21 protein-coding genes are annotated in these 22,116 nt (G+C 37.4%); 15 read left to right on the top strand and 6 right to left on the bottom strand.

Going from position 1 to position 22,116, the window contains the following annotated elements:
* Positions 1-18 precede the first annotated feature (18 nt).
* Positions 19-948, top strand: coding sequence for a zinc-dependent alcohol dehydrogenase (locus NSQ08_RS21250; RefSeq protein WP_328069126.1), 930 nt, complete (start codon positions 19-21; stop codon positions 946-948).
* Positions 949-1,120: 172 nt separating this feature from the next.
* Here the strand turns inward: NSQ08_RS21250 and NSQ08_RS21245 are convergent, their stop codons facing one another.
* The 3 genes from NSQ08_RS21245 to NSQ08_RS21235 form a co-directional block, all read right to left on the bottom strand.
* Positions 1,121-1,624, bottom strand: coding sequence for a DinB family protein (locus NSQ08_RS21245; protein ID WP_002034270.1), 504 nt, complete (start codon positions 1,622-1,624; stop codon positions 1,121-1,123).
* A gap of 114 nt (positions 1,625-1,738) precedes the next feature.
* Positions 1,739-3,775, bottom strand: coding sequence for a Fe(3+)-hydroxamate ABC transporter permease FhuB (gene fhuB / locus NSQ08_RS21240; RefSeq protein ID WP_002034271.1), 2,037 nt, complete (start codon positions 3,773-3,775; stop codon positions 1,739-1,741).
* Between the two features lie 7 nt (positions 3,776-3,782).
* The gene (locus NSQ08_RS21235; protein WP_033709479.1) at positions 3,783-4,757 is read right to left on the bottom strand and encodes an ABC transporter substrate-binding protein; all 975 of its coding nucleotides are present in this window, start codon (positions 4,755-4,757) and stop codon (positions 3,783-3,785) included.
* 406 nt (positions 4,758-5,163) lie between these two features.
* On the opposite strand from NSQ08_RS21235, the gene NSQ08_RS21230 reads away from it, so the two are divergent.
* The 8 genes from NSQ08_RS21230 (at position 5,164) to uvrC (ending at position 13,740) form a co-directional block, all read left to right on the top strand.
* Positions 5,164-6,048, top strand: coding sequence for a BclA C-terminal domain-containing protein (locus tag NSQ08_RS21230; protein ID WP_340778648.1), 885 nt, complete (start codon positions 5,164-5,166; stop codon positions 6,046-6,048).
* A gap of 193 nt (positions 6,049-6,241) precedes the next feature.
* Entirely contained in the window at positions 6,242-7,927 is a 1,686-nt protein-coding gene (locus NSQ08_RS21225) for a long-chain-fatty-acid--CoA ligase (RefSeq protein ID WP_002088870.1), read from the top strand.
* 106 nt (positions 7,928-8,033) lie between these two features.
* Positions 8,034-8,621, top strand: coding sequence for a TetR/AcrR family transcriptional regulator (locus tag NSQ08_RS21220; RefSeq protein ID WP_012261773.1), 588 nt, complete (start codon positions 8,034-8,036; stop codon positions 8,619-8,621).
* Between the two features lie 11 nt (positions 8,622-8,632).
* The gene (locus NSQ08_RS21215; RefSeq protein WP_002088868.1) at positions 8,633-9,409 is read left to right on the top strand and encodes an enoyl-CoA hydratase; all 777 of its coding nucleotides are present in this window, start codon (positions 8,633-8,635) and stop codon (positions 9,407-9,409) included.
* Positions 9,410-9,487: 78 nt separating this feature from the next.
* Positions 9,488-10,261: an electron transfer flavoprotein subunit beta gene (gene etfB / locus NSQ08_RS21210; RefSeq protein WP_002088867.1), complete on the top strand. Its 774-nt coding sequence runs from the start codon at positions 9,488-9,490 to the stop codon at positions 10,259-10,261.
* Positions 10,262-10,297: 36 nt separating this feature from the next.
* Positions 10,298-11,275 (top strand): electron transfer flavoprotein subunit alpha, encoded by a 978-nt coding sequence (etfA, locus tag NSQ08_RS21205; protein ID WP_002015402.1) that lies wholly within the window; start codon positions 10,298-10,300, stop codon positions 11,273-11,275.
* Between the two features lie 211 nt (positions 11,276-11,486).
* Positions 11,487-11,801, top strand: a complete 315-nt coding sequence (trxA, locus tag NSQ08_RS21200; RefSeq protein ID WP_000974757.1) for a thioredoxin — start codon at positions 11,487-11,489, stop codon at positions 11,799-11,801.
* A gap of 154 nt (positions 11,802-11,955) precedes the next feature.
* A complete protein-coding gene (gene uvrC, locus NSQ08_RS21195) occupies positions 11,956-13,740 on the top strand; it encodes an excinuclease ABC subunit C (RefSeq protein WP_340778644.1) in 1,785 nt (594 codons plus the stop codon).
* 115 nt (positions 13,741-13,855) lie between these two features.
* Here uvrC and NSQ08_RS21190 read toward each other — a convergent pair whose 3' ends face one another.
* Positions 13,856-14,305, bottom strand: a complete 450-nt coding sequence (locus NSQ08_RS21190) for a YslB family protein (RefSeq protein ID WP_002015405.1) — start codon at positions 14,303-14,305, stop codon at positions 13,856-13,858.
* Between the two features lie 309 nt (positions 14,306-14,614).
* Between NSQ08_RS21190 and sdhC the strand changes: the two genes are divergently transcribed.
* The 4 genes from sdhC (at position 14,615) to NSQ08_RS21170 (ending at position 18,491) form a co-directional block, all read left to right on the top strand.
* Positions 14,615-15,241: a succinate dehydrogenase cytochrome B558 gene (gene sdhC / locus NSQ08_RS21185; RefSeq protein WP_002015407.1), complete on the top strand. Its 627-nt coding sequence runs from the start codon at positions 14,615-14,617 to the stop codon at positions 15,239-15,241.
* Between the two features lie 13 nt (positions 15,242-15,254).
* Complete coding sequence (sdhA, locus tag NSQ08_RS21180) at positions 15,255-17,048, top strand: succinate dehydrogenase flavoprotein subunit (RefSeq protein WP_340778642.1); 1,794 nt, start codon at positions 15,255-15,257, stop codon at positions 17,046-17,048.
* Positions 17,041-17,802: a succinate dehydrogenase iron-sulfur subunit gene (sdhB, locus tag NSQ08_RS21175; protein WP_002088861.1), complete on the top strand. Its 762-nt coding sequence runs from the start codon at positions 17,041-17,043 to the stop codon at positions 17,800-17,802. The genes sdhA and sdhB overlap by 8 nt, the downstream gene beginning before the upstream one ends.
* Positions 17,803-18,047: 245 nt before the next feature.
* Positions 18,048-18,491: an acyl-CoA thioesterase gene (locus NSQ08_RS21170; protein WP_002034215.1), complete on the top strand. Its 444-nt coding sequence runs from the start codon at positions 18,048-18,050 to the stop codon at positions 18,489-18,491.
* A 36-nt stretch (positions 18,492-18,527) separates the two neighbouring features.
* On the opposite strand, the gene NSQ08_RS21165 is transcribed toward NSQ08_RS21170, so the two are convergent.
* Complete coding sequence (locus tag NSQ08_RS21165) at positions 18,528-19,307, bottom strand: M15 family metallopeptidase (protein ID WP_215590228.1); 780 nt, start codon at positions 19,305-19,307, stop codon at positions 18,528-18,530.
* 264 nt (positions 19,308-19,571) lie between these two features.
* Between NSQ08_RS21165 and motA the strand changes: the two genes are divergently transcribed.
* Both motA and motB read left to right on the top strand, forming a co-directional pair.
* Positions 19,572-20,366, top strand: coding sequence for a flagellar motor stator protein MotA (gene motA / locus NSQ08_RS21160; protein ID WP_215590227.1), 795 nt, complete (start codon positions 19,572-19,574; stop codon positions 20,364-20,366).
* Complete coding sequence (gene motB, locus NSQ08_RS21155) at positions 20,356-21,144, top strand: flagellar motor protein MotB (RefSeq protein ID WP_002184884.1); 789 nt, start codon at positions 20,356-20,358, stop codon at positions 21,142-21,144. Before motA ends, motB begins: the two co-directional genes overlap by 11 nt.
* Positions 21,145-21,172: 28 nt before the next feature.
* Here motB and NSQ08_RS21150 read toward each other — a convergent pair whose 3' ends face one another.
* Positions 21,173-22,000, bottom strand: a complete 828-nt coding sequence (locus tag NSQ08_RS21150; RefSeq protein WP_002129299.1) for a 5'-nucleotidase, lipoprotein e(P4) family — start codon at positions 21,998-22,000, stop codon at positions 21,173-21,175.
* Positions 22,001-22,116: the final 116 nt, after the last annotated feature.

Here is a 22,116-nt window from a genome sequence, read left to right as displayed (position 1 = left end):
CTTATAAGGATGTTATATATGAAACAAAATTCACTCATATTATATGGAAAAAAAGAATTAAAATGGGCACAAAAAGAACTACCTTCTCTTGAAAAAGATGAAGTATTAGTAAAAACAATTGCAGGAGCAATTAGCATCGGAGCAGAACTTCCACAGTATATGGAAACTGATTTAACTGAAAAGTCCCCACACTATCCTAAAGAAACTGGTTATGAAAGTTACGGTGAAATAATTGAAGTTGGTGACGAGGTTAAAACGCTAAAAATAGGGGACAGAGTAGTAGCATTTTACGGACATAAAGATTACGGGGTAATTAAAAACTATAAGGCAATACTTGTTCCAAAAGGTATTCACTACTCAGATGCATTGCTTACCATCTTGTCTTGTGACTCAGCTAAAGGTGTCCTTAAACTTAATCCGAAAAAAGAAGATAAAATAATAGTGACAGGTATGGGTACAATGGGACTTTTAGCAGTTTATTTTCTTAAAGAATATATGAACGTTTATCACGTTGATGTATTGGAACCAAATCAATCAAGAGGAGACTTAGCCAAACTGTTAGGGGCCAAGAATGTTTTTAATGATATGTCGGAGTGTCCACAAGATCTTTATAGTTATGGATTAGAATGTTCAGGATACAAAGAAGCCTTTAACTCTCTACAAAAAGCACTATTGCAGGGTGCTGGGTTATGCATCCTTTCAGATGGAAATAAAGAAATATTTGAACTACAACCAGAATTTTATAAGAAGGAATTAAAAATAATTGGTTCGAGTGATGGGTGGGATTATAAAAAGCATTCGGAATGGTATTTTGAGAACGTAAAACAAAAAGGCTCACTTTTAATTAATCTATTTGAGTTGAAAATTGAGAAAGGGCAATTAATCCAATGTTTTAAGGATTTAAATGAGGGTAAAGTTAACCCATTAAAAGTTTTAATAGAATATTAATGAGAATTTAATATCTGTTTTTATGCTTTTTTAAATGTTTTGAAAGAGTGAGCTTTAGTTTCAGAAGAAAGAGCATAACATATTAGACATATAAAATATGTTATGCTCTTTAATTTATTGACTTTTTTCAATTTAGGTCTTGATAAAATTTACACCTTGTCTTTTTCTGTCGTTACATTTGGGGAGCTTCCATTCCAGTAGCAGCCCATTCTTCTTTGGAAGGACCGTATACGCCAGGGACTTTTAATCCAGCTTGACGCATTAAAACAGTCATCTGCCCGCGGTGGTGATTTTGATGATTAATGAGTGTCATTAAAAATATAGAATTCGGCATAGGGCGACCAAAGAAGTCATTAATAGTAGCTAAGTCTTTATCAGTCCATTCACTTTGAAGCGTTTCAACAAAAGCTGCATTCACATTGCGATATCCATCTGCAATTGTTTTTGCTGAAGTTGGTACAGGATAATCTTTCGTTTCTCCTTCAAACTTAAGTCCTGTGCCAGATAGTATAACTGGAATTGCAGTAACGATATGCCAAGCGACTCTCCCTAAAGTCCAGTGCCCAGGTGCAATTTCTTGTGACAAAGATTCATCTGTTAATGCATCGAGCATCTTCTGAGTAGACTCAGCTTCGTATGTCCATGATTGTAGAAAACCTTCAATAGTTTGGTACATATTTATCCCTCCTAGTTATGTTCATAGGTTACATTCGTGAAAAAAAGATAGTTTCCTTTTAACCTATCAGAACGAATAAAAAAGAGGCTTCTCATATTAAGAAGCCTCTTTTTTTTAACCAACCTTCTTCCCGCTCTTCCTCATCAACCATAAGAAATAAGGTGCTCCAAGTACAGCAACGACAAGACCAGAAGGGATTTCTTTCGGATATGCAATCGTTCGTCCGAGTAAATCAGCAATGGAAAGAAGGATTGCTCCAAACAGTGCTGAACAAACGAATAGTCTTTGATGATTCATACCAACGACGATTCGTGCTAAGTGAGGTGCAACAAGACCTAAAAAGGCAATTGTACCGACAGCAGCAATGTTAATTGATGCAAGTAGTGTCGCTAACACAATTAGAGCAAGACGCGTTTTATTTACAGGCTGCCCGAGTCCGGTTGCTAAATCATCTCCAAGTACAAGAACGTCAAGTTGTTTCATTAAGAAAAAGATAATTGGTATAAGAATAAGAGATGGATATAGAATGATATTTTCTAAGTGATTCCATCCTCTTGCATACGTACTGCCTGACAACCATGTTAAGGCCGCAGCAACATTCAAATTTGCTCTAACGATAAAGATTTGAATAATCGCTGAGCCGAGCGCTGAAATGCCAATTCCTATTAAAGCAAGAGCTGTTGGACTAAATCCTGATTTCCATGAGAAGAAGAGGACAATTCCAACTGCAAGTAGTCCACCAATAAATGCACCAATTGGTAGGAAGAAACCAGGAAGTGCGGGAAAGACATACATAATAGTTAAAGCGCCAACACCTGCTCCCGATGAAATACCAATAATAGAAGGATCGGCAAGTGGGTTTCGTAATATACCTTGGAAAACAAGTCCGCTTATCGCAAGGCATGCTCCAGCAATAGCAGCAACGAGCATTCTTGGTAAACGAAGGTTCATCATCATATTTTTATCAAATTGTGTTAATTGTCCTGATATAACATTTGTAATACTTTCGATATAAGCGTTACTACCGATTGTAACACCAAGAGCAATCGTCACAATGCAAAGTGTGATAGAGATAATGATTACCTTTTTATAAGAGTAATAGCGAGAACTAGCTCCAGCTGCATTTGCGCCGTTATCATTCATATATTGTTTCGATTTCATCATTCGATACACTAAATAAATAAGCCAAGGTGATCCAATCATTGCCGTGACTGCTCCGACAGGAAGTTCAGCCCCAGTTGGATCTATTAGTCTACCAACGACATCAGCTCCAAGTAATAGTACAGCTCCCCATAAGAAAGAAGAGAGAAGGAGAGTAAAGTGTTGACGGTAGCCAATAAGACGCATTAAATGTGGTGCAACTAAGCCGACAAACCCAATCGGTCCAACAACAGTTACAATTACTGCTGTTAAAAAGATCGCAGCAATGAAGGCGATAAGACGTGTTACTGCTGTTTTTTCACCAAGAGAAACAGCAACATCATCACCAAGTAAGAGGATGTTGAGTTTACGAGACATAAATAGTAAAACTAGGAAAGAAATAATGATAAATGGAAAAGCAAATTGAACGCCATCCCAGTTATTTTGAATAAGAGATCCAGCTCCCCATAAAAATAAACCAGCTGTTTCATTTTCATAGAAAAGCTGCATCGTTCCGGTAAAGGCAGAAAGCATTAATGTAACGACCATACCAGCTAGTGCCATTCTAAGTGGGGTTCCCTTTTTCCCACCAGAAATACGGTATACAAATAAAGCAGTAATAGCACCGCCGATAAATGTGAAAAGAAGTGAATTAATTTGCAGACCTTTCGGTAAGAAAATTGTAGCCGCTACTAGAAAGAAATATGCGCCAGAGTGAATACCCATTGTACTGGATTCAGCAAGTGGATTTTTCGTTAATGTTTGTAAAATAACCCCAGATGCAGCAAGAGCACCTCCAGCTAAAATGGCAATTACAGCTCTAGGTAATCGAAGCATGATTAAAGTTTGATGCTCTAGTGATTGGTTCGGTGAGATAAGAGCATCAATAATCATACTATAGGAAATGTTTGCTTGCCCTTGTCCGATATGAATAAAGAAAAGGAGGAGCAAGAGAGCTGCTCCTCCTCCGAATACAAGACTTGCTCGAAGTGTATGTTGTAAGCTATTCATCGTGTAATCACTTCTTCGCTGTCATTACATCTGCTACTTGTGTTGCTAAAGATTTTGCAGACTCAGGACCACCGAAAATCCAAGTGTCGCCTTTTAATTTATACATTTTGTCTTCTTTTTTGAAATTTAACCCTTCCCAAGCAGGGTTACCTTTTAGTTGCGTGTCAAAAATGTTATCATCATCCGCTACAATGTAAATGAAGTTTGAATTTTGTACACTTTGTAATGATTCTACAGTTGTTTGTTTGAAACCATCTGCCTCTGATTTCCCAGCTTCAAAAGTGTTTGTTAAACCTAATTTTTTTGTAACTTGTAAAGCTGTAGAATTGTCAGTCAATATACGGAATGTTGGTACGTTTTTAGCTGTAAATGCTTGTACCATTGCGATGTTTTTATCTTTTAAGTCTGCTTTGTCAATTTTCGCTTTTGCATCTGCAAATGTTTTATCCATATCAGCTAATACTTTTTTACCTTCTTCTTCTTTTCCAACTGCTTTTGCAATTTGTTTAAATGTCTCTGTCATTTCAGCAAAGTGATCGTTATTGCTTGTTGATGGATCGAACATAACTGTAGGAGCGATTTGCTCTAATTCGTTTTTAATAGCTTTACTACGGAATGAAGCTGTGATAATTAAATCTGGTTTTAGACGGCTAATTTCTTCTAAGTTTGGTTGTTGACGTGTTCCTACATCGACAACATCTTTACCTGGTTTTGTTTCTGTATTTACCCATTTATTATAATTCTTAATGTCTGCCATCCCTACTGGCTGAACACCAAGTGCTAATAAGTCTTCTGAATATACCCACTCAAGTACAACAACTTTTTTCGCTGGTTTATCTAACTTTGTTTCCCCTTCAGCATGTTTAATTGTTATAGCTTGATTTTTATTGTCCGCTTTTGTTTCTTTTTTCTCCTCTTTTTGCTGCCCGCATCCAACAGCGAATAGAAGAACTACTATGAAAATACTGAAAATCTTCTTCATCTTCTGCCCCCAAATAAAATGTTTTATTTGCAATATGTACGATATTGAAAATTGTTATCAATTACAACACCCAAATCATACTATGAGGGCGTTTTAAGTGTCAATATTTTTTAAAAATTTTGACTGAAAATAACGATTTATACGGATTTTAATATATCGTATTGAAATGCATACGTGTATCAAGGTTGAAGGAGCTGAAATTCCTTTAATGAGGAAGGCGAAAGTACAAGCGAAAGGAGAGCGTATTGCATGTAATATTTATTAGAATGTAAGGAAAAAAACTTTGTTTATAAAAGGTTTGTTCCAGAGCGGGTAGTTGATAAGGAAAATAAAAACTGATTTTTATTAGAAAGATATTTTTAATTAGTGGGCTTACTTAAAAGATCGAACACGAAGGAGGGTCAACATGTCTTTATGGAGTAATAATCAAAATGGTTTACATGTTGATTCGTGCTGTTTTAGTTGCGATGGGACAGTTCCTAAGCTCGGTCCAACAGGTCCAACGGGTCCAACGGGAGCGACAGGTGATACAGGAGCGACAGGAGTAACGGGAGCAACAGGAGCGACAGGTCCAACAGGCTCAACAGGCCCAACAGGCCCAACAGGAGCAACAGGAGCAACAGGAGCAACAGGAGCAACGGGAGCAACGGGAGCAACGGGAGCAACGGGAGCAACAGGAGCAACGGGAGCAACAGGAGCAACGGGAGCAACAGGAGCAACGGGAGCAACAGGAGCAACGGGAGTAACGGGAGCGACAGGAATAACGGGAGCAACAGGAATAACGGGAGCAACGGGAGCGACAGGAATAACGGGAGCAACAGGAGCAACAGGTCCAACGGGAGCAACAGGTGAAACAGGAGCGACGGGAGTAACAGGTACAAGTATCACGGCAACGTATGCATTTGCGAATAATACATCGGGTACGGCAATATCAGTATTACTTGGTGGGACAAATGTCCCACTTCCAAATAATCAGAATATCGGTCCAGGAATTACAGTGTCGGGGGGGAACACAGTATTTACGGCCGCAAATGCGGGGAATTATTATATTTCATATACAATTAATATAACGGCTTCATTATTAGTTAGTTCGCGAATTACAATTAATGGGGCACCGCTTGCTGGGACTATCAACTCTCCTGCATTAGCAACGACTTCATTTAGTGCAACAATTATTACGACTCTTGCAGCGGGGAGTGCAATTAGTTTGCAGTTGTTTGGATTGTTAGCTGTTGCCACGTTATCAACGACTACACCTGGTGCAGTTTTAACGATTATAAGATTAAGCTAAGTAACGTGAACTCTCTTATTCTTTTAAAATTAAGAGAGTTTATACATATAATAAGAAGTTAACGAAGTAAAGCATAGTTATACAAAAGTCAGAATATTATGATTGTAACGCTGTTCTGACTATAATATAATGAAAACAATCATCATGAATGAACATTCATTTATTTTCACAAGTATTGGAAGGGGGAATGAGAGTGGAAAAACCTTGGTTGCAGAGTTATCCAGAGGAAATCCCAGGTACGATTTCATATGATATTCAGCCACTTCATGGATATTTAGAGAAAATGGCTGCTCGTTATCCAGAAAAGAAAGCGCTTCACTTTTTAGGTAAAGATGTTACATTTTCAGATTTCCATGACAAGGTAAAGAAATTTGCGAATTACCTTCAAAGGCTTGGTATTGAAAAAGGCGATAGAGTTGCGATTATGTTACCGAATTGTCCGCAATCTGTAATTGGTTATTATGGTACTTTGCTTGCGGGGGGGATTGTTGTACAAACGAATCCTCTTTATACAGAAAGAGAGCTTGAGTACCAACTTCATGACTCAGGGGCAAAAGTTATTCTTTGCCTGGATTTAGTGTTTCCGAGAGTTACTAATGTTCAAACTGCAACAAAGCTTGAGCATATTATCGTAACTCGTATTGCAGATTTTTTACCATTCCCTAAAAATTTACTTTATCCATTTGTACAAAAAAAGCAGGCAAATCTTGTTGTGAATGTGTCGGAAAGCGAAACGATTCATCTTTGGAAATCGGTAGAAAGAGAAAGTAATGCTGATGTTGAAGTTCCATGTGATCCCGAAAATGATCTAGCCCTTTTGCAGTATACAGGGGGAACGACAGGGTTTCCAAAAGGGGTTATGTTAACGCATAAAAACCTCGTTTCGAACACTTTAATGGGAGCGCATTGGTTATATAATTGTAAAGAAGGAGAAGAGGTAATTCTTGGTGTTCTTCCGTTTTTTCATGTGTACGGGATGACAGCTGTAATGAATTTAAGTATTATGCAAGGATATAAAATGGTGCTTATTCCGAAGTTTGATATGAAAATGGTTTTTGAAGCAATTAAGAAACATAAAGTTACACTATTTCCAGGAGCACCAACCATTTATATTGCTCTATTAAATAGTCCTCTTTTAAAAGAATATGATATTTCTTCAATTCAGGCTTGTATTAGTGGTTCTGCACCGCTTCCTGTAGAAGTGCAGGAGGAGTTTGAGAGAGTTACAGGTGGTAAATTAGTAGAAGGTTATGGATTAACGGAGTCATCACCAGTTACACATGGGAATTTTTTGTGGGAAAAGCGTGTGCCGGGAAGTATTGGGGTACCGTGGCCGGATACAGAGGCAATCATCATGTCACTTGAAACAGGAGAGTCATTACCTCCAGGTGAAATTGGTGAAATTGTTGTAAAGGGCCCACAAATTATGAAAGGGTATTGGAATAAGCCAGAAGAAACGGCAGCTGTACTGCAAGATGGCTGGCTCCATACAGGTGATGTAGGATACATGGATGAGGATGGCTTTTTCTATGTGAAAGATCGTAAGAAAGATATGATCGTTGCTAGTGGCTTTAACGTATATCCTCGTGAAGTAGAAGAAGTGTTATATGAACACGAAAAGGTGCAAGAAGTGGTAACAATCGGTGTTCCTGATCCGTATCGAGGGGAAACTGTAAAAGCGTTTGTTGTTTTGAAAGAAGGCGCTGAGTGTTCTGAAGAAGAATTAGATCAGTTTGCACGTAAATATTTAGCAGCTTACAAAGTTCCGAAGGTATATGAGTTTAGAAGTGAGTTGCCGAAGACGACAGTCGGAAAAATTTTACGTCGTGTCCTAATAGATGAAGAGAAGAGAAAGAATGAGGATGAGCAAACGGGCTAAGGCCCTTTCTTTTTGAAAAAATAGGATTGACACTTTTCTAAATAGTCAGTATTATAAGAATATGAATGACTATTCATTCAGTCATCTTCTTGAAGGGGACAGTAAAGTGAAGAAAAATAGACCGAAATACAATCAGATTATTGATGCTGCAGTCATTGTGATTGCGGAGAATGGATACCATCAAGCGCAAGTTTCTAAAATTGCAAAGCAAGCTGGGGTAGCTGATGGCACGATTTATTTATATTTTAAAAATAAAGAAGATATATTAATATCCTTATTCCAAGAGAAGATGGGAGAATTTGTTGAAACAATTCGTCAAAAAATAGCAGGAATTGAAAGCGCTGTAGCGAAGTTATTCATGTTGGTAGAAACGCACTTCTTGCTGTTGTCACAAAATGATCCTCTTGCTATCGTTACGCAATTAGAGCTAAGGCAGTCCAATCAAGACTTGCGCCTTAAAATAAATGAAGTATTAAAAGGCTACTTACAAGTTATGGATGAGATTTTAGAGACAGGTATAAAGCAAGGTGAATTTCAGGCGGATTTAAACGTTCGCGTGGCAAGACAAATGATCTTTGGAACAGTAGATGAAGTTGTGACCAATTGGGTAATGAGCGATCATAAGTATGATCTGGTCGCACTTTCAAAAACGGTACATGGGCTACTTATTGCAGCTTGTGGTTATCGTCAATAATGGGAGGGATCATGTTGAAATTCCTATCTGTAAAAGTTGAAGATCATATCGCGGTGGCGACGTTAAATCATGCGCCAGCTAATGCGATGTCTTCACAAGTTATGCATGACGTTACTGAATTAATCGATCAAGTGGAAAAGGATGATAACATTCGTGTTGTTGTTTTACATGGTGAAGGACGCTTCTTCTCAGCAGGGGCAGATATTAAAGAATTTACATCTGTTACTGAAGCGAAGCAAGCAACAGAGTTAGCACAGCTTGGACAAGTTACGTTTGAGCGTGTTGAAAAATGCTCAAAACCAGTTATTGCGGCAATTCATGGAGCGGCACTTGGCGGCGGCCTTGAGTTTGCTATGTCTTGCCACATGCGCTTTGTAACTGAAAGTACAAAGCTTGGTTTACCTGAATTAACACTTGGATTAATTCCTGGTTTTGCAGGTACACAGCGCTTACCACGTTATGTTGGTAAAGCGAAAGCTTGTGAAATGATGTTAACAAGTACACCAATTACTGGTGCAGAAGCATTACAATGGGGACTTGTTAACGGAGTGTTTTCTGAAGAATCCATTTTAGAAGATACGCTTAAAATTGCAAAACAGATTGCTGGAAAAAGCCCAGCAACAACTCGTGCTGTGCTAGAGTTATTACAAACGACAAAATCGTCTCATTATTATGAAGGTGTACAGCGTGAATCACAGATTTTTGGTGAAGTATTTACGAGTGAAGATGGAAGAGAAGGCGTAGCAGCGTTTTTAGAAAAACGTAAGCCTTCATTTAGTGGTAGGTAGTCCAATTATTTTTTTAATAAAAATTAACAGAATTTTAAAATTGATAGAATCTTTCTGAAAAATAAGGGGGTAAATGGAATGAACATCTACGTACTCATGAAACGAACATTTGACACAGAAGAAAAAATCGTAATTAAAAACGGTGCAATTTACGATGGCGAAGCGGAATTCATCATCAACCCTTACGATGAATATGCGATTGAAGAAGCGATTCAAGTAAGAGATGCACAAGGTGGAGAAGTTACTGTTATAACAGTTGGTGGCGAGGATAGTGAAAAAGAACTTCGCACAGCATTAGCGATGGGCTGCGATAAAGCGGTACTAATTAACATTGAAGATGATGTTGAGAATGGTGACCAATTTACAACAGCAAAAGTGCTCGCTGAATATTTAAAAGATAAAGAAATCGATTTAATTTTAGGCGGGAACGTTGCGATTGACGGTGCATCTGGACAAGTTGGTCCACGAGTAGCTGAAGCGTTAAATATCCCATACGTAACGACGATTACGAAGCTTGAAATTGATGGTACAAATGTGAAGATTGAGCGTGATGTTGAAGGGGATACAGAAGTAATTGAATCATCATTACCTCTTCTAGTAACAGCGCAACAAGGTTTAAATGAACCGCGTTATCCATCACTTCCAGGTATTATGAAAGCGAAGAAGAAGCCACTAGAAGAAGTAGAATTAGATGATTTAGATTTAGAAGAAGATGATGTGGAAGCAAAAACAAAAACAATTGAAATCTATTTGCCTCCTAAGAAAGATGCAGGAAAAGTGTTACAAGGCGAGCTGCAAGATCAAGTAAAAGAACTTGTATCGTTGCTCCATACAGAAGCGAAAGTAATCTAATAAAATACGAAATTATATATGCAGGAGGGAAAATCTATGGCTCGTAAAGTATTAGTAATGGGTGAAGTTCGTGATGGATCGCTACGTAACGTTTCGTTTGAAGCGGTAGCAGCAGCAAAAACAATTGCAGAAGGCGGTGAAGTGGTAGGTCTTCTAGTTGGAGACAGCGTTGCCTCTTTTGCAAATGAATTGATTCATTACGGTGCAGATCGCGTTGTGACAGTTGAAAATGATAAATTAAAATCATATACATCTGATGGATATGCACAAGCGTTTTTAGCTGTATATGCTGAAGAAAAGCCAGAAGGCATTGTATTTGGACATACGGCACTTGGTAAAGATTTATCACCAAAATTAGCAGCGAAATTAGAAGCTGGTTTAATTTCTGACGTAACGGCTTTAGAAGTTGAAGGTGGAAATGTTATCTTCACTCGTCCGATTTACTCTGGTAAAGCATTTGAGAAGAAGATCGTAACAGATGGTATATTATTTGCGACAGTGCGTCCAAATAACATTGCAACTCTTGAAAAAGACGAGTCTCGTACAGCTGACGTGTCTTCTATTACAGTTGATGTGAAAGATTTACGTACAATCATTCAAGATGTTGTCCGTAAAACTGCAGAAGGTGTTGATCTTTCTGAAGCGAAAGTTATTATAGCTGGTGGACGTGGTGTGAAGAGTGAAGAAGGATTTAAACCGTTAAAAGAATTAGCTGACGTACTAGGCGGCGCTGTTGGAGCATCTCGTGGTGCTTGTGATGCTGAGTACTGTGATTATTCATTACAAATTGGTCAAACAGGTAAAGTTGTTACACCAGACCTATACATTGCATGCGGGATTTCTGGTGCGATTCAGCATTTAGCTGGTATGTCTAATTCAAAAATAATTGTTGCGATTAATAAAGATCCAGAAGCTAGTATCTTCAAAGTAGCTGACTATGGTATTGTCGGTGATCTGTTTGAAGTATTACCTCTTTTAACAGAAGAGTTTAAAAAGTTAAAAGTACATTCATGATTTGAGTACCCTTGAGTTCCAAGTGAAGTACCCCTATATATAGAAAAAGGTGAGAGATCCCCTGTCTCTCATCTTTTTAGTATTTCATCCATATTTTTATATAGTATAAAGGAACATTTTTTTGTTACAATACATAACGATACATAATATTCGCCACGTATAAAAGTTAATGATATACTCTTGGTAGAATATACTTGAAGGAGGAAATAAAATGGCAATTATAAATGCAAATGACCAAAGCTTCGCGGCTGAAACTAGCGAAGGTGTTGTACTATTAGATTTCTGGGCGCCTTGGTGCGGACCTTGTAAAATGATCGCTCCTGTATTAGAGGAAATCGATTCAGAGTTAGGCGAGAAAGTAAAAGTAGTAAAAGTTGACGTTGATGAAAACCAAGAAACTGCTCGTCAATTCGAAGTAATGAGCATTCCAGCTCTTTTCGTATTAAAAGACGGTAAAGTGGTTGATCAAGCGTTAGGATATAAACCGAAAGAAGCGTTAGTAGAATTAGTTTCTAAACACTTCTAAAATAAAGAAGCTACCATTTGGTAGCTTTTTTTATTTTCTTTTTTACAACCTTTCCGTTACAATAAAAGAACGTATGTTGGGTGTTTTGGCATAGTATGTTTTTATGTGAAAATAAAAATGATAAGCATAAGCATGTAGAAATGGAGGGAGACGAGTGCACGAGCATTTAAAAGAGAAGTTAGCAATTTTGCCCGATCAACCTGGTTGTTATTTAATGAAGGATAAGCAGGGAACGGTTATATATGTCGGAAAAGCAAAGGTACTCAAAAATCGTGTGCGCTCGTACTTTACTGGTTCGCATGATGGGAAAACACTTCGGCTTGTTGGAGAAATTGTTGATTTTGAATATATTGTGACTTCCTCAAATTTGGAGGCTCTTATTTTAGAGTTAAATTTAATAAAAAAATATGATCCAAAATATAATATTCAATTAAAAGATGATAAAACATATCCTTTCATTAAAATTACAGCTGAAAAACAGCCGCGCTTACTCATTACGCGAAATGTAAAAAAGGATAAAGGAAAGTACTTTGGGCCTTATCCAAATGCGCAATCGGCACATGAAACAAAGAAATTATTAGATCGTATGTATCCACTTCGTAAATGTTCAAATATGCCAGATAAAGTTTGCTTGTATTATCATATGGGTCAATGTTTAGCACCTTGTGTGAAAGAAGTAACGGATGAGCAAAACAAAGAAATTGTTGATGAAATTATTAAATTCTTAAACGGTGGGCATAAAGAAATTCGTTCAGAATTAGAAACGAAGATGTATGAGGCTTCAGAAAAGCTAGAATTTGAACGGGCGAAAGAGTTGCGAGATCAAATTGCTCATATTGATGCAATTATGGAAAAGCAAAAGATGATTATGAGTGATTTAGTGGATCGTGATGTGTTTGGATATGCAGTTGATAAAGGGTGGATGTGTGTTCAAGTTTTCTTCGTTCGAAAAGGAAAGCTAATTGAACGTGATGTTTCTATGTTCCCGATTTATGATGAACCAGAAGAGGGATTTTTAACTTTTATCGGTCAATTTTATGAAAACAGTAGTCATTTCAAGCCGAAGGAAATTGTTGTTCCAGGAAGTATAGATTCAGAATTAGTAGAGCGCTTTTTAGAAGTTGAAGCGACACAGCCGAAGCGTGGGAAGAAAAAAGACCTTGTAGAATTAGCAAATAAAAACGCAAAAATTGCACTAGAAGAGAAATTTCACTTAATTGAACGTGATGAAGAGCGGACGGTTAAAGCCATTGATAATTTAGGGAAGCAGCTGGGCATTGAAACCCCATATCGTATTGAAGCGTTTGATAACTCGAATATTCAAGGGACAAATCCCGTTTCCGCAATGATTGCTTTTATCGATGGGAAACCAGCAAAGAAAGAATATCGGAAATATAAAATTAAAACGGTTCAAGGTCCTGATGATTACGAATCTATGAGGGAAGTTGTAAGACGCCGTTATACGAGGGCGCTTAAAGAGAATTTACCTTTACCAGATTTAATCATTATTGATGGTGGAAAAGGCCATCTGGCCGCTACAAGTGATGTTCTGGAGAACGAACTCGGTTTATATATTCCGATGGCAGGGCTTGTAAAAGATGACAAACATAAAACATCACATTTAATTATTGGAGCTCCGCCTGAACCTGTGATGCTTGAGAGGAATAGCCAAGAATTTTATTTATTGCAACGCATTCAAGATGAAGTGCATAGATTTGCAATTACATTCCATCGCCAGTTGCACGGGAAATCGGTCATTCAATCAGCATTGGATGATATTCCAGGAATCGGCGATAAACGAAAAAAGGTATTGCTAAAACATTTTGGTTCATTAAAAAAGATGAAAGAAGCTTCCATATCGGAATTTGTCGAAGCAGGTATGCCGAAAAATGTTGCAGAGATGATTTATACTTATTTAACAGATAAGAAGACGTTGTAGTTTACAACGTCTTCTGTTTTTTGGTATAATTTCTGAATATTTAAAATAAACACACCTAAATGAATATACAAAAAAGTCAACTAAACTTATATGTCTAGTTGACTGTAAGTAGATGCTACACTTCAATGAGATCTTTTATATCCCATTTAACAAGAAATGTAATAGAGTCTGAACGCTTTTTCTGTTCCTCATAGGACTCTGCAACGACGTTTCTTTGTCTTTGAATTTGCTCGGCGATAAATCCAGCTTCTAATTGATAAGATGAATGTCTTTTTTGTTTTTGACGCTCAGTAATAAGTGTACCTTTAAGTTGAAACTGCATTTCACGACGTTTATGTTCAATGATACTTAAAGTGCCCCAACCAGCTTTTTCAAAAAACTGAATGACTTCTTCAATTGTTTCTAGCGGATATTTTCTCGCAAGGTTTCTACCAGCCCAGTATAAAATACCATCTAAATCGTTACCAATTAAATCAGGTAGTAATTCTTCACGTAGCAATTCATAAGCGAAGGCGTTCAATGAAACATCTTCTAAAGATGTTATATCGATTGTATTTTTGCTCACAATATTCCCCTCTTTCTATAGGGATTATTATATAACATTTTTCATTTATAAAAATAGATTTTTCTTTGGGGAAATCTGAATATATAAGAAAAAAAAAGAATTGGCAAATTATATGCAAATTATGTGCAAATTATGTATACGTTTTCTTGACGCTTCGACAAAAATAGGGGTAAAATGAACTTGTTATCAAATTATGCTGAAATATTTTGAATAATTTTTTCAGTTTTTCTTATGCCAATAGTGAAAAAACATTATTGTTGTAAATTAATCTGAAAACAGCAGTCAAACATTCAAGGGGGTAATGGGGACATGAAAGGCCGCGAGTATACGTTTCGTAAGTGGCACTCATTAATGGGGGTCATTCCGGTTGGTGTCTTTTTGACGCAACATTTAATTGTAAACAACTTTGCAACAAGGGGAGCAGAGGCTTTTAACAAAGCTGCAGGCTTTATGGAGCTCCTTCCATTCCGGTATGCGCTAGAAATTTTCATCATCTTTTTACCTATACTGTACCATGCTATATATGGCTTATATATTGCATTTACAGCTAAGAACAATGCGGTATCTTACGGCTATTTCCGTAACTGGATGTTCGTCTTCCAACGAATTTCAGGTATCGTTACGCTGATCTTCATTTCTTGGCACGTCTGGGAAACTCGTATTCAAGCATTGTTAGGTAAAGAGGTAAACTATGATATGATGGCAGATATTTTAAACAACCCATTTATGTTTGGTTTCTATTTAGTTGGTGTTGTTTCAACAATTTTCCACTTTGCAAATGGACTATGGACATTCTGTATAAGCTGGGGAATTACAGTATCTCCACGTTCACAAAGAATCTCTACTTATGTAACATTAGCTATTTTCTTAGGTCTATCTTATGTAGGTGTGAGTGCATTATTAGCGTTCATCGATCCACAGCTAGCAAACCAGTAAGGAGTGGGAGAGCATGAAAGGGAAACTTATAGTAGTCGGCGGTGGCTTGGCCGGCTTAATGGCAACGATTAAAGCGGCAGAAGCAGGAGTAAATGTTGAACTATTTTCTTTAGTACCAGTAAAACGTTCACATTCTGTATGTGCCCAAGGTGGAATTAACGGTGCCGTAAATACAAAAGGTGAAGGGGATTCTCCATGGATCCACTTTGACGATACAATTTATGGTGGGGACTTCTTAGCGAACCAACCACCAGTTAAAGCGATGTGTGATGCAGCACCTGGTATTATTCATTTAATGGATCGCATGGGTGTTATGTTCAACCGTACGGAAGAAGGACTTCTGGATTTCCGTCGTTTCGGTGGAACACAACATCACCGTACAGCATTTGCTGGCGCAACAACTGGTCAACAATTACTATATGCATTAGATGAGCAAGTACGTCGTCATGAAGTAGCAGGACTTGTAACGAAATATGAAGGTTGGGATTTCTTACGAGCTGTTGTAGATGATGAAGGTGTGTGCCGAGGAATCGTCGCGCAAGACTTACAAACTATGGAGATAAAAAGTTTCCAAGCTGATGCCGTGATTATGGCAACAGGGGGCCCTGGTATCATCTTTGGAAAATCAACAAACTCTATTATTAATACAGGTACTGCAGCGTCTGCTGTATATCAACAAGGTGCATATTATGCGAACGGTGAGTTCATTCAAATTCATCCAACGGCAATTCCTGGAGACGATAAGTTACGTCTTATGAGTGAATCTGCACGTGGTGAAGGTGGACGTGTTTGGACGTATAAAGATGGTAAGCCATGGTACTTCTTAGAAGAAAAATATCCAGCTTACGGAAACCTTGTACCTCGTGATATTGCAACGCGTGAAATCTTTGATGTTTGCGTAGAGCAAAAACTAGGTATTAACGGTGAAAACATGGTGTACTTAGATCTTTCTCATAAAGATCCGAAAGAACTAGATATTAAACTTGGTGGAATTATTGAAATCTATGAGAAATTTACAGGTGATGATCCTCGTAAACTACCAATGAAAATCTTCCCAGCAGTTCACTATTCAATGGGCGGATTATGGGTTGATTATAAGCAAATGACAAGTATTCCAGGTTTATTTGCAGCAGGTGAGTGTGATTATTCTATGCACGGTGGTAACCGCCTTGGTGCGAACTCATTATTATCAGCAATTTACGGTGGTATGGTAGCAGGACCGAACGCAATTGAGTATATGAAAGGTCTTTCTAAATCATCTGATGCTGTTTCAACTACTGTATATGAGCAAAATGAATTAATCGAAACAGAGAAATTTAACAATATTTTAATGCTTGATGGTGACGAAAATGCATATGTTCTTCATAAAGAGCTTGGAGAATGGATGACAGATAACGTTACAGTAGTTCGTGAAAATAAAAAGTTACTAGAAACTGATGCGAAAATTGAAGAGTTAATGGCGCGTTACAAACGCATTAACATTAACGATACAGCAAGATGGAGTAACCAGGGTGCTTCATTTACACGCCAACTTGCAAATATGTTCGAGTTAGCACGTGTTATTACAATTGGCGCATATAACCGTAATGAAAGCCGCGGAGCGCATTACAAACCAGAATTCCCAAATCGTGATGATGCAAACTTCTTAAAAACTACGATGGCGAAATTTGAGGGAGAAGGAAAGGCACCAGCATTCCATTACGAAGAAGTGGATGTTTCATTAATTAAACCACGTAAACGTGACTATTCCTCAAAACATGATGTAGCTGCTAAGGGTGAAGAGAAGGGGGATAAGCAACATGTCTGAGAAAACAATCCGCCTCATCATTACGAGACAAGATGGACCAGATGCACAAGAGTTTGATCAAGAGTTTGAAATTCCATATCGTCCAAATATGAACATTATTTCGGCACTGATGGAAATTCGTCGTAATCCTGTTGATTCAAAAGGAAACCAGACGACTCCGATTGCATGGGATATGAACTGTTTAGAAGAAGTATGTGGTGCTTGTTCGATGGTGATTAACGGAAAACCACGTCAATCATGTACAGCTCTTATTGACCAGTTAGAGCAACCAATTCGCTTAAAGCCGATGAAGACATTCCCGATTGTACGTGATTTACAAGTTGACCGTAGCCGTATGTTTAACGCGTTAAAACGTGTTAAAGCTTGGATTCCAATCGACGGTACGTACGACCTAGGGCCAGGTCCAAGAATGCCAGAGAAAAAGCGTCAATGGGCATATGAACTTTCGAAATGTATGACATGTGGTGTTTGCTTAGAGTCATGTCCGAACGTAAACAGTAAGTCTGACTTTATTGGACCAGCACCGCTTTCACAAGCGCGTTTATTTAACTCGCATCCAACTGGTGAAATGCATAAAGCAGATCGCTTACGTGCAATTATGGGTGATGGAGGACTTGCAAACTGTGGTAACTCTCAAAACTGTGTGCAATCATGTCCGAAAGGTATTCCATTAACAACTTCAATTGCAGCATTAAACCGTGATACAACAATTCAATCGTTCAAAGATTTCTTTGGTAGCGATAATAACTATTAATAAATATTGCCTCTTCATGTTGAAGAGGCAATATTTATAACTTTATATTTCTGTTTATTCTGTTTATCCCGCATTAACGGGCAGTAAAACTCCCACCTCAAAATTCAGGTGGAGCAAAGAAGCTAGGTGGGAGATCAACTGCCCGTAAACGCCCGATTGGTTCAACTAATAATCAGTGGGGGATGAACAAAACCCCCACTGATTAAAGTTTCACTTTATTTTAAGGGCGAAAAGGAGAGGGAACGATGAAGAGAATTTCTTATATTGAAGACTTTGAGCAATGGGAAAGTGGTTTTTCATTTTATAATCCTGTCAAAGTTCGTTTTGGTGAAGTAGATATGTTTGGACATGTAAATAATGTCGTTGCTTTTACATATTTTGAAGAAGCGCGTATCGCATTGTTTAAAGAACTCGGATTTATGCAAGAATGGACACATGAATCATCAGAAACGATGATAGTCGTCGCAGATCTACAATGCAATTTTATTAAACAAATTTATTTTGATGAGCAGTTGAAAGTATATGTAAAGGCGGGAGCGGTTGGGAATTCCTCTTTAGATTTACACTATATGGTCAAAAATGCAGAAGGAGAAGTTTGTTTAGTTGGACGCGGTATGATGGTCCAAGCATCGAAAAAAACTGGAAGAGGCGAACCGTGGACTGAGGAATGGAAGGAATTATTACAATAATAGAATAAAAGAAAAATAAGAGGGCGATTCGCTCTCTTATTTTTTGTCCTTCGTTGCCTCTTCTAATGTTAGGTGGTGCTTATATATGTATGCGGCATATGGATTGCCAACGTAGCGTAAGTGCCACGGTTCATATGAATATTCTGTTGTCTCTGTTTTATCCTCTAAATAACGAATGACAAATCCAAACTCATGGGCATGTTCTGCAACCCATTTTCCTTCTGCTGTCTCTCCGAAAATTGGTTCTAATTGGAATTTGGCAGATTTTGAGCTAATATCCATTGCTAGACCAGTTTGATGCTCACTTGTTCCAGGAATTGCACTTACCGAATCAGCCTCAGCTTTTCCTTGGCGTTTAATATATGTATTATGTAATGACTGTTGGCGTTTGTAAGAACGGTAACCTGAAACTGCTGTAAGTTCTAAACCTTCTTCTTTCGCTGCTTGGAACATTTTTTCAAGAGCGTCTGCAGCATCTTTGCGAAGTAATGTTTTCTCTTTATCTTTTGGACTAGTAAATGGTACGTTCGGTTTCGTTAAATCTTCTGGAATGTACCCATTTGGTAATTTACGATGTTTATTGACTAATACAAGAGCAGAATCTGGATTTGTTACAACGGAAAAATTATTATCTAGTTTCTTTGCGTTATGATCAGCTTTTGGAAAAGCAGGAATCTCTTCTTTTGGATGGTTACTATGTTTTTGACTTTCGACAGCTTTCGCCTCATTTTGCAGTGGTGATTTAGAAGCAAAGTAAGCGAAAGATGTGATACCGATTACAATAGTAATGGCAGAAATAATTATTATCTTTTTCATGATACCTTGTAATCACTGTCCTTTCTTAATAAAATATGTATCGCTTTTATTATAAGTTTAGTTTATTGAAAAAGAAATATAAGAGTCATAACGTAATAAAAACGCAAAGAAAATGTCAGAAAATGTGTGAAATTGTAGTATTTTTTCATATAATTCATTTCTTATCTTTCATGAAGTTCATTTTTTATGTAATATATGTATATAAGAAGATGTAGCGATTATCGAGAATAAAAGACCTCTGGTATAGACTAGGAGTGAATGGGAATGGATTTTGCAACAATTATTGGAATCATTTTAGGAGTATTAGCGGTAGTCGTAGGGATGGTCGTCAAGGGCGCTGACATAACAGCCTTACTAAATCCTGCCGCAGCACTAATTATTTTCGTCGGTACATTTGCTGCAGTGTGTATTGCCTTTCCGATGAATCAACTAAAAAGAGTTCCAAAATTATTTAAAGTTCTTTTTGGTACAAATAAAAAAGATTTAAGTTATGAACAATTGCTAGAATTATTTGTTCATTGGACATCTGAGAGTAGAAAATACGGTATTTTGTCTTTAGAGCAACAATTAGATGAAATTGAAGATGAATTTCTTTTGCGTGGTATGAAATTTGTTATTGATGGTGTATCTGCAGAGGATTTAGAACAAATTTTAGAAGCCGAATTAGAAGCGATTGAAGAGAGACATGCAAAAGGGGCTGCTATTTTCTCGCAAGCTGGTACATATGCACCTACACTAGGGGTTTTAGGTGCTGTTATTGGTCTTGTAGCTGCACTTGGAAATTTAACTGATATTGAAAAGCTAGGGCATGCTATTTCAGGTGCGTTTATTGCAACGATTTTCGGTATTTTTTCAGGTTACGTATTATGGCATCCGTTTGCAAATAAATTAAAGCAAAAGTCTGCTGCTGAATTAGAGAAGAAACGTTTAATTATTGATTGTTTATTAATGTTACAAGAAGGTACATATCCGTTTATTATGAAGAACCGCATTTTAGGTGCACTTTCTGCAACTGAGCGTAAAAAGCTAGAAAAAGGAGCAGAAAAAAATGCGGAGTAAGAAAAATAGAAGAGGTAAAAAGAAAAAACATGATGAGCATATCGATGAAACTTGGTTAATTCCATATTCTGATATGTTAACGTTGTTATTTGCATTGTTCATCGTATTATTCGCAATGAGTAGTATAGATGCTGCGAAGTTTAAACAGATGGCAGTTGCTTTTCGAAGTGAGTTAGCCGGTGGAACAGGAAATAAAGAATTTTTAAGCGATCAAAAACCAAATGAGGAAAAAGAATTATCAGCAAATAGCCTTGAGGCAGAACAAGCAAAAAAACAAGCGGAAGATAGAGCTAAAGAAAAAAAAGAAATGGATGAGTTGAAAGCATTACAAAAAAAGATTGATCAATATATTAATGAGAAACAACTATCCTCTTCTTTTCAAACTAAGTTAACTGAAAAAGGATTAATGTTAACGATATTAGAAAATGTACTATTTGATTCAGGGAAAGCAGATGTGAAGTTGGAATCGTTAGGGATTGCAAAAGAGATGTCTAACCTACTTGTTTCAGCATCACCTCGTGAAATTACAGTGTCGGGTCATACAGATACGGTTCCTATCGCAAATGCTCAGTTTGCATCAAACTGGGAGTTAAGTACACAGCGTGCAGTTAATTTTATGCAGGTGTTACTCCAAAATAAAGAATTGCAACCAGAAAAATTTAGTGCAGTTGGTTATGGAGAATACCGTTCAATTGCACCAAATGATACGCCAGAAGGAAAAGCGAAAAATAGACGTGTAGAAGTATTTATTTTACCTTTAACAAGAAATATGCAATAAAAGAGGATGGCGAAGGCCATCCTCTTTGTTATTTTGCATCAAATGATTTTAAATTGTCACGACGGATTTTGTCTTTTTCTGCATCTGATTTTTTGAAATTATAGTCATATAGAGCACCTTCCCAATCACCGTACATTGGATTAGGGAAAATGATGAATTTCTCACCAAATTGTGCTTTTGATTCTGCTACTGTTTCATTGCGATCTTTTACAGATTTTCCATCAAAACCAGTGAAATCAGATAAGTTGTCACCGAAGAATAGGACGATGTCATGTGTTTGAGAAACAAGTTCACGACGCTTTTCTTTCCCTTTTTCTTTCGGGTCCTGTAGTAATATATGTTCTTTCGTCGCTTGAGGAGCACCTACGCGCTCAAGGTTTTTAATTGTTGCATCTAGTTGATTTGTTTTACGATTTGAGATGTAGTAAATATCTACACCTTTAGACTCTGTATATTTTAAGAAATCAATAGCGCCTGGAAGAGCTTCAGCTTCAGCCTTATTAATCCAATCGTCCCATTTATAAGGATAGCCTTTTCCTGTTTTTACGCTCATTGCTTGATGGGGACTGTTATCTAAAACAGTTTCATCTAGATCAAGTACGATAGCAGGTTTTTTTTCTGTCCCTTTTGCAAGAGCTGCATCAAGCTTTAATTGACCAATATTGTAGCCTTGGTAGTAAAGTGCTTTCGTTTCGCCAGCTGTTTGATACCATAAATCGGCCATCAATTGCTGGTCTGTTAATTGTACTTTCTCTTCTTTTGCCACTGTTTTCTCAGCTGTTCCTGAACATGCTACAAGCGATGTGGAAAGAACGGCTATAGATAATAAACTGGTAATACCCCTCTTCATCTTCATATGTATCCTCCTCGATGTTAGAAAATCATCTTATATTATATATTAAAATATAAAAATTTTTTTATGAACATTTGCATATTGTCTTTTGTATATATAGTAGTATGTCCTATATTAGA

The organism is Bacillus sp. FSL E2-8887 (assembly GCF_038007205.1).
Classification (GTDB): domain Bacteria; phylum Bacillota; class Bacilli; order Bacillales; family Bacillaceae_G; genus Bacillus_A; species Bacillus_A mycoides.
Note: the sequence above shows the minus strand (reverse complement) of the source record. Positions and strands in the feature narration are given on the sequence as shown.